Origin of the sequence: Mycobacterium scrofulaceum (assembly GCF_001667885.1) — a bacterium.
GTDB lineage: Bacteria > Actinomycetota > Actinomycetes > Mycobacteriales > Mycobacteriaceae > Mycobacterium > Mycobacterium scrofulaceum_C.
The window spans coordinates 1-8,359 of the sequence record NZ_LZJW01000077.1 but is presented as its reverse complement, the minus strand read 5'-3'; the positions used below and the strand labels follow the sequence as shown (position 1 = coordinate 8,359).

Here is an 8,359-nt window from a genome sequence, read left to right as displayed (position 1 = left end):
CGCGCCACCAGGTCGGTCGAGGCGATGACCGGAATCACGTTGTCCCTGCGCGAATACCGCGACGGTGACCTCGACGGGGCCTGGTATGCGATCGCCGCCACCAACGACCCGAACGTGAACGCCGCCGTCGTCGCGGAGGCCGAGCGTCGCCACCTCTTCTGCGTCCGCGCCGACATCGCCGTCGAGGGCACCGCGGTGACCCCGGCGTCCTTCCGTTACGAAGGGTTATCGGTCGGGGTGCTGGCCGGCGGCGAGCACCGCCGCTCCGCGGCGATCCGATCGGCCATCCGGGAAGCGCTGCAAACCGGGCTGATCGCGCCGGACAGCGCGGCGAGCTCCGACGTCGCGCGCGGCGGGGTGGCGCTCGTCGGCGGTGGTCCCGGCGACCCCGAACTGATCACGGTGCGCGGACGCCGGCTGCTGGCCCAGGCCGACGTGGTGGTGGCCGATCGGCTCGCGCCGCCGGAGCTGCTGGCCGAGCTGCCGCCACACGTGGAGGTCATCGACGCGGCCAAGATCCCGTACGGGCGGGCGATGGCGCAGGACGCGATCAACGACGTCATGATCGAGCGCGCCCGCTCCGGGAAGTTCGTCGTCCGCCTCAAGGGCGGGGACCCGTTCGTCTTCGCGCGCGGCTACGAAGAAGTGCTGGCGTGCGTCGACGCCGGGATCCCGGTCACCGTGGTGCCGGGTGTGACCAGCGCCATAGGAGTGCCCGCCCTGGCCGGCGTTCCGGTCACTCACCGGGCCATAAATCACGAATTCGTAGTGGTCAGCGGCCATCTGGCGCCCGACCATCCCGAATCGTTAGTGAATTGGAATGCGTTGGCCGCGATGTCCGGGACCATCGTTTTGCTGATGGCCGTGGAACGCATCGAGCTTTTCGCCGACGTGCTCATAAGAGGGGGCCGACCTGCGGATACTCCGGTGCTGGTGGTCCAACACGGGACGACGGCCGCTCAGCAGACTTTGCGGGCCACTCTCGCCGACACGCCCGAAAAGATCCGCGCCGAGGGCATCCGACCTCCCGCGATCATCGTGATCGGGCCGGTGGCCGCATTCGGGCTTTAAACGATTCTTAAGATTACTGTAAGGTAACCCTTTATGACGGCCCTCAACGAAACCGAGCGCGCGATGCGGAACTTCACGTCCGCGCGCCCCGATCGTCCGGCCCCGGCGCGCTCCTCGCGCCCGGCGGAGACCGCCTCCACGCGCATCAGCAAGTACTACCCGGCCTGGCTGCCCTCCCGTCGCTTCATCGCGGCCGTGATCGCCATCGGTGGTATGCAGTTGCTGGCGACCATGGACAGCACCGTCGCGATCGTCGCGCTGCCCAGGATCCAGAACGAACTGAGCCTGTCCGACGCGGGCCGCAGCTGGGTGATCACCGCGTACGTGCTCACGTTCGGCGGGCTGATGCTGCTGGGTGGCCGGCTGGGCGACACCATCGGGCGCAAGCGCACCTTCATCGTCGGCGTCGCGCTGTTCACCATCTCTTCGGTCCTGTGCGCGGTCGCCTGGGACGAGGCGACCATGGTCATCGCGCGGCTGTCGCAGGGCGTGGGGTCCGCCATCGCCTCCCCGACGGGGCTGGCGCTGGTCGCGACCACCTTCCCCAAGGGCCCGGCCCGCAACTTCGCCACGGCGGTGTTCGCCGCCATGACCGCCATCGGCTCCGTGATGGGCCTGGTGGTCGGCGGGGCGCTGACCGAGGTGTCGTGGCGGCTGGCGTTCCTGGTGAACGTGCCGATCGGGCTGGTGATGATCTACCTGGCCCGCACCGCGCTGCGCGAGACCAACCGGGAGCGGATGAAACTCGACGCGACGGGGGCCATGCTGGCCACGCTGGCGTGCACCGCCGCCGTCTACGCCTTCTCGATGGGACCGGAGAAGGGCTGGGTGTCGATCACCACCATCGGCTCGGGTGTGGTGGCGATGGGCGCGGCGCTGGCGTTCATCATCGTCGAGCGCACCGCCGAAAACCCCGTCGTCCCCTTCAGCCTCTTCCGCGACCGCAACCGGCTGGTCACCTTCGCCGCGATCTTCCTGGCCGGCGGGCTGATGTTCAGCCTGACCGTGTGCATCGGCCTGTACGTGCAGGACATCCTCGGCTACAGCGCGCTGCGCGCCGGCGTCGGCTTCATCCCGTTCGTCATCGCGATGGGGATCGGCCTGGGCGTCTCGTCGCAACTGGTGTCGCGGTTCTCGCCCCGGGTGCTGACCATCGGCGGCGGCATCCTGCTGTTCTGGGCGATGCTCTACGGCTGGGGCTTCATGCACCGCGGCGTGCCCTACTTCCCCAACCTGGTGCTGCCGATCATCGTGGGCGGTATCGGCATCGGTATCTGCGTCGTCCCGCTGACGCTGTCGGCCATCGCCGGCGTCGGCTTCGACCAGATCGGCCCGGTCTCGGCGATCGCGTTGATGCTGCAGAGCCTCGGCGGCCCGCTGGTGCTGGCCGTCATCCAGGCCGTCATCACCTCGCGCACGCTGTACCTGGGCGGCACCACCGGCCCGGTGAAGAACATGAACGACCTGCAGCTGCACGCGCTCGATCAGGGCTACACCTACGGCCTGCTGTGGGTGGCCGGGGTGGCCGTCGTCGTCGGCGGTGCGGCGCTGCTGATCGGCTACACGCCGGCGCAGGTCGCCCACGCGCAAGAGGTCAAGGAAGCGATCGACGCCGGCGAGCTGTAGCTCAACGGGTTTCACCGCTTTCGCCGGCGCGGGCCGGGAACCATTTGGTGCTCGCCGCATTTGATAGCGCCCGCGATATCAAATTTCCGAAGGCTCGCGTGTCCCCGAGCGCCGGGCTGTGCTGATCCCCTGCGCCGGCCCCCGACAAGTTAGGCTGGCCCGCTGTGATCACCCGGATGTCCGAGCTGTTTGTGCGCACGTTGCGCGACGATCCCGCTGACGCCGAAGTGCCCAGCCACAAACTCCTGATCCGGGCCGGCTACATCCGGCCCGTCGCGCCCGGGCTGTACAGCTGGCTGCCGCTCGGCCTGCGGGTGCTGCGCCGGATCGAGCGCGTCGTCCGCGAGGAGATGGACGCCATCGGCGGGCAGGAGATTCTGTTCCCCGCCCTGCTGCCGCGCGGGCCGTACGAGACGACGAACCGGTGGACCGAATACGGCGACGGCGTGTTCCGGCTCAAGGACCGCCGCGGCAACGACTACCTGCTCGGGCCGACGCACGAAGAGGTGTTCACCCTGACCGTCAAGGGCGAATACAGCTCCTACAAAGACTTTCCGGTGCTGCTCTACCAAATCCAGAACAAGTACCGCGACGAGGCGCGCCCGAGGGCGGGAATCCTGCGGGTGCGCGAGTTCGTGATGAAGGACTCCTACTCCTTCGACATCGATGACGCCGGGCTCAAGGCCGCCTACCACGCGCACCGGGAGGCCTACCAGCGCATCCTCAACCGGCTCCAGGTCCGCTACGTGATCGTGTCCGCGGTCTCCGGGGCGATGGGCGGCAGCGCCTCCGAGGAGTTCCTGGCCGAAAGCCCGGTCGGCGAAGACACTTTCGTGCGCTGCCTGGAATCCGGGTACGCGGCCAACGTCGAGGCCGTCGTCACCGCCCGTCCGGATGCCAAGCCGATCGATGGGTTGCCGGAGCCGGTGGTGCACGACACCGGTGACACGCCCACCATCGCCACGCTGGTGGACTGGGCCAACACCGCCGACCTCGGCCGCACCGTCACCGCGGCCGACACGCTGAAGAACGTCTTGCTCAAGGTCCGGCAGCCGGGCGGGGAGTGGGAGCTGCTGGCGATCGGGCTGCCGGGCGACCGTGAGGTCGACGACAAGAGGCTCGACGCGGCGCTGGAGCCGGCCGAATACGCGTTGCTCGACGACGCCGACTTCGCCAAATATCCCTTCCTGGTGAAGGGCTATATCGGGCCGAAAGCTCTGCGCGACAACGGGGTTCGCTACCTGGTCGACCCCAGGGTGGTGGACGGCACCAGCTGGATCACCGGGGCTGACGAGGCCGGCCGGCACGTCGTCGGGCTGGTCGCGGGCCGGGATTTCACCGCCGACGGGACCATCGAGGCCGCCGAGGTGCGCGACGGCGACCCGTCTCCCGACGGCGCCGGCCCGCTGGTGTCGGCGCGGGGGATCGAGGTCGCGCACATCTTCCAGCTCGGCCGCAAATACACCGACGCCTTCACCGTCGACGTGCTCGGGGAGGACGGCAAACCCGTGCGGCTGACCATGGGGTCCTACGGCTTCGGGGTGTCGCGGATGGTGGCGGTGATCGCCGAGCAACACCATGACGAGCTGGGCCTGCGCTGGCCCGCGGAGGTGTCGCCGTTCGACGTGCACCTGGTGATCGCCAACAAGGACGCGGACGCGCGCACCGGCGCCACCGAGCTGGCCGCCGACCTCGACCGGCTGGGCGTCGAGGTGTTGCTCGACGACCGCCAGGCGTCGCCGGGGGTGAAGTTCAAGGACGCCGAGTTGCTGGGCGTGCCCTGGATTTTGGTGGTGGGCCGCGGCTGGGGTAACGGCGTCGTGGAGCTGCGTGACCGCTTCGGCGGCCAGACCCGCGAGCTGGCCACCGGCCCGTCGCTGGCCACCGACGTCGCCGCCGCGCTGAGCGGGTAGCGACCGAAAACCCTTGCCGCGCTAGTCGTTTCCGCCCGGGAAGCTGGTCGTGATGGGCCACGCGCCCAGCACGCGGTTCCAGCGGGCGGCCATCACGGCGCTCTGCGTCAGGGCCGTCGAGGAGAAGGCGCGGTCGTCGGCCGTCTCGGCGTGCTCGATCACCACCCGCCACGCCGACGCGCAGTCGTTCTCCATCCGCGCGGCCAGGCGCGCCGCGTCCGCGGCGCTGCCGATCAGGATGGGCAACTGGTAACCGGGGGCCGCGACCGGCGCGTTCACCTTGCGGGCGGTCAGCATCGCGATCACGTCGTCGCGGCGTTGCCGGTGCTGGATCAGGGCCTCCACCACCATGCCGTTCACGCTGGGCGGCGACAGCGCCGAAACCATGCCGTAGCCGTAGATCGTCGAGTGTTCGATGGCCAGCGCATCGCACAGCGCCGCGTTGTCGGCGTCCTTGCCCGAGCTCATATCGACGGGCCCCCCGGCACCAGCGCGACCGTGTAGGACGCCGTGCAGGACGCGATGATCGACGCCAGCAGCCCGGCCCGGTAGCCCGATTCGCCCGCGACCAGGCGGCTGGCGCTGTCCGCCGACGCCCGCAAGGCGTTGATCACGTCGGACACCGGGGGCGGGGGCGGCGGCGGGCCCGGCGGCTCGGCCGCGCTCGGGCTCGGCGTCGTCGTCTCGCTGGTCGACGAGCTGGTGATCTTGCCGGCCGCCCGCGAGATCTCCGTCGACAGCGCGCGGGCGTGCGCCGCGCGCTGATTCGCCACCACCGCCAGCGCGGCGGCGATCTGCGGTGGGTTGCCGACGGCCGCCGCGGCGGCACCGGCCAGCGCGCTGTCCTTGCGGGCCTGGTCCAACGGCCCCAGCAGCTCTTCGACGGCCGGGGGCTTGGGCGGGGACTCGCCGCAGGCGGAGGTGAGGGCCCCGAGCGCAGCCAGAGCCACGCCGCCGGCGAGCACACCCCGCCGGTTGACGGGGGGAACTGCGCTAGACACAACGCCATCCTGCCATCGGTGTGCGGGCGGGTATGAAGCCAGGCGCGATCGGGCCGTCAGAGGCGATTCCTGGCGTATCGTTGATAGCTGGCTCTCGCGGAACGGCAGCCCTCGCGTTCCGCCAGGACACTGGAGCCGCCCGCAAGCCACGGGGCGGCGACACCCTCCAGCTGACCGGACAACTCAAGATGAGGAGCTCGCCGTGACCACCGGGCTACCTTCGCAGACGCAGGTGATCGAGCTACTCGGTGACGAGTTCGCGCGCGCCGGATACGAGATCGAAGACGTGGTCATCGACGGCCGGACGCGTCCCCCGCGGATCACGGTGGTCGCCGACGGTGACAAAGCCCTCGACCTGGACACCATCGCCACCCTGTCGCGCTCGGCGTCGACTTTGCTGGACGGCATGGACGGCATCGGAGACCGGTACGTGCTCGAGGTGAGTTCGCCGGGCGTGGACCGCCCGCTGACCAGTGCGAAACACTTTCGCCGCGCCCGCGGCCGCAAGGTCGACGTCGTCCTGTCGGACGGTTCGCGGCTGACCGGGCGCGTCGGCGAGACCCACGATCACGCCGTCGCGCTGGTGGTCCGCGACGGCCGGGACTACCGGGTGCGCGCCATTCCGCTCGCCGACATCGCCAAAGCCGTTGTGCAGGTGGAGTTTTCGCCACCAGCCCAGGCGGAGCTGGACCTGGCGGGCCAGGCCGACAGGACGGAGGCCGGAGCATGAACATCGACATGGCCGCGCTGCACGCCATCGAGGTGGATCGGGGCATCTCGGTCAACGAGCTCCTCGAGACGATCAAGTCGGCGCTGCTCACCGCCTACCGCCACACCGAGGGCCACCAGAACGACGCGCGCATCGAGATCGACCGCAAGACCGGCGTCGTTCGCGTCGTCGCCCGCGAGACCGATGAGGACGGCAACGTCATCAGCGAATGGGACGACACCCCCGAGGGTTTCGGCCGCATCGCGGCGACCACCGCGCGGCAGGTCATGTTGCAGCGGTTCCGGGACGCGGAGAACGAGCGCACCTACGGCGAGTTCTCCACCCGCGAAGGGGAGATCGTCGCGGGCGTCATCCAGCGCGACAGCCGCGCCAACGCCCGCGGTCTGGTCGTGGTGCGGATGGGCACCGAGACCAAAGCCTCCGAGGGCGTGATCCCGGCCGCCGAACAGGTCCCCGGCGAAAGCTACGAACACGGCAACCGGGTGCGCTGCTACGTGATCGGCGTGACGCGCGGCGCCCGGGAGCCGATGATCACCCTGTCGCGCACGCATCCCAACCTGGTGCGCAAGTTGTTCTCCCTGGAGGTTCCCGAGATCGCCGACGGCTCGGTCGAGATCGTCGCGGTGGCCCGCGAGGCAGGGCACCGCTCCAAGATCGCGGTGAAATCCAACGTTGCCGGCCTGAACGCGAAGGGGGCCTGCATCGGCCCGATGGGCCAGCGGGTCCGCAACGTGATGAGCGAGCTCTCCGGCGAGAAGATCGACATCATCGACTACGACGAGGACCCGTCGCGCTTCGTCGCCAACGCGTTGTCGCCGGCCAAGGTGGTCTCCGTGTCGATCATCGACCAGAACGCGCGGGCCGCCCGCGTGGTGGTGCCCGATTTCCAGCTGTCCCTGGCGATCGGCAAGGAGGGCCAGAACGCGCGGCTGGCCGCCCGGCTCACCGGGTGGCGCATCGACATCCGCGGCGATACGCCGGGTGGATCCGAGGCGCATTCGCAGGCCCACCCCGAACACGGCGCCACCCATCCCGTGGCGCAGGAGCGTTAGCGCAGCAACGCCGCCCGCCGCGGCGGCCACCGGCGAGAGCGCCCGGCACCGTCGGGCGGTTCTGACGATCGGGTAAGTGACGCTAGACTGAGCCGTGATCCAGCGTGAGCCTTCGGTCTCGGCGCATAGGCGGGTGGACGGACCAGTCCGGACGTGCGTCGGGTGCCGGAGGCGAGAGCTGGCCGTCGAACTGCTTCGCGTAGTGGCTGTGTCGCGCGGGAACGGCGAATATGCCGTGATCGTTGACACCAGGAGTAGCCTGCCGGGGCGGGGTGCGTGGCTGCATCCCGTGTCGCAGTGCGTGCAACAGGCGATTCGGCGGCGGGCTTTCACCAGAGCGCTGCGCATCGCCGGTTCCCCGGACGTGTCCGCGGTGGTCGAGCACCTAGAGTCTCTAGGCGCGCCCGATCGTCTCGGCAGCAACAGAAGAGGCAGCAAAGAACATGAGCACACCGTGAAGTCCCGATGACCATGCGTCATAGCTAAACCCGAGGCGCGGCCCCACGACTGTCGCCTCATAGACAGGAGATGTAGTGGCAGGTAAGGCCCGCGTACACGAGTTGGCTAAGGAACTCGGTGTTACCAGCAAGGAAGTTCTCGCCCGGCTGAATGAACAGGGCGAATTCGTGAAATCCGCATCGTCAACGGTGGAAGCGCCGGTCGCTCGTCGACTGCGCGAATCCTTCGGGGGCGGCAAGGCGGCTCCCCAGAAGACCGCGGCCAAGGCGGCGGCGAAGGCCCCCGCCAAGGGTCCGGACAAGTCGCTCGACCAGGCCCTCGACAAGGCCATCGGCAACGGCGAGGCCGCCGGCGCAGCCACGACGGTGACGGCGCAGGCCGCCCCGGCCGCGCCCACGGAATCCCCGGCACGCCCCGGCCCGGTGCCCGGGCGCCCCGCACCGGGACAGCCCGGGCAGCCGAAGCCGCCCGCGCCCGGCCAGCCGACCGGCCAGCCCGGTCCCCAAC

General features: G+C 69.8%; 9 protein-coding genes. 7 read left to right on the top strand and 2 right to left on the bottom strand.

Annotation, left to right across the window (positions count from 1 at the left end; translation table 11 throughout):
• The 3 genes from cobA to A5681_RS11865 all read left to right on the top strand — a co-directional run.
• A partial coding sequence (gene cobA, locus A5681_RS11875) for a uroporphyrinogen-III C-methyltransferase (RefSeq protein ID WP_067274207.1) occupies positions 1-1,071 on the top strand: 1,071 nt, incomplete at its 5' end.
• A gap of 33 nt (positions 1,072-1,104) precedes the next feature.
• On the top strand, positions 1,105-2,697 hold the full coding sequence (locus A5681_RS11870) for an MFS transporter (protein WP_067274204.1): 1,593 nt from the start codon (positions 1,105-1,107) through the stop codon (positions 2,695-2,697).
• Positions 2,698-2,861: 164 nt separating this feature from the next.
• On the top strand, positions 2,862-4,610 hold the full coding sequence (locus A5681_RS11865; protein ID WP_067274201.1) for a proline--tRNA ligase: 1,749 nt from the start codon (positions 2,862-2,864) through the stop codon (positions 4,608-4,610).
• A 21-nt stretch (positions 4,611-4,631) separates the two neighbouring features.
• Here the strand turns inward: A5681_RS11865 and A5681_RS11860 are convergent, their stop codons facing one another.
• Together A5681_RS11860 and A5681_RS11855 are read right to left on the bottom strand one after the other, a co-directional pair.
• A complete protein-coding gene (locus A5681_RS11860; protein ID WP_067274198.1) occupies positions 4,632-5,078 on the bottom strand; it encodes a ferritin-like domain-containing protein in 447 nt (148 codons plus the stop codon).
• The gene (locus tag A5681_RS11855) at positions 5,075-5,611 is read right to left on the bottom strand and encodes a hypothetical protein (protein WP_067274194.1); all 537 of its coding nucleotides are present in this window, start codon (positions 5,609-5,611) and stop codon (positions 5,075-5,077) included. The genes A5681_RS11860 and A5681_RS11855 overlap by 4 nt, the downstream gene beginning before the upstream one ends.
• 202 nt (positions 5,612-5,813) lie before the next feature.
• Between A5681_RS11855 and rimP the strand changes: the two genes are divergently transcribed.
• The 4 genes from rimP to A5681_RS27695 form a co-directional block, all read left to right on the top strand.
• The gene (gene rimP, locus A5681_RS11850) at positions 5,814-6,341 is read left to right on the top strand and encodes a ribosome maturation factor RimP (protein ID WP_067274191.1); all 528 of its coding nucleotides are present in this window, start codon (positions 5,814-5,816) and stop codon (positions 6,339-6,341) included.
• Complete coding sequence (gene nusA, locus A5681_RS11845; protein ID WP_067274188.1) at positions 6,338-7,393, top strand: transcription termination factor NusA; 1,056 nt, start codon at positions 6,338-6,340, stop codon at positions 7,391-7,393. Before rimP ends, nusA begins: the two co-directional genes overlap by 4 nt.
• A 94-nt stretch (positions 7,394-7,487) precedes the next feature.
• Positions 7,488-7,862: a YlxR family protein gene (locus tag A5681_RS26495; RefSeq protein ID WP_197498578.1), complete on the top strand. Its 375-nt coding sequence runs from the start codon at positions 7,488-7,490 to the stop codon at positions 7,860-7,862.
• A gap of 64 nt (positions 7,863-7,926) precedes the next feature.
• A partial coding sequence (locus tag A5681_RS27695) for a translation initiation factor IF-2 N-terminal domain-containing protein (RefSeq protein WP_231996293.1) occupies positions 7,927-8,359 on the top strand: 433 nt, incomplete at its 3' end.

What these genes read in the sequence shown, in the direction of transcription:
- A5681_RS11860 (WP_067274198.1), bottom strand. Translation starts at nt 5,078, where the DNA reads ATGAGCTCGGGCAAGGACGCCGACAACGCGGCGCTGTGCGATGCGCTG.
- A5681_RS11870 (WP_067274204.1), top strand. Translation starts at nt 1,105, where the DNA reads ATGACGGCCCTCAACGAAACCGAGCGCGCGATGCGGAACTTCACGTCC.
- nusA (WP_067274188.1), top strand. Translation starts at nt 6,338, where the DNA reads ATGAACATCGACATGGCCGCGCTGCACGCCATCGAGGTGGATCGGGGC.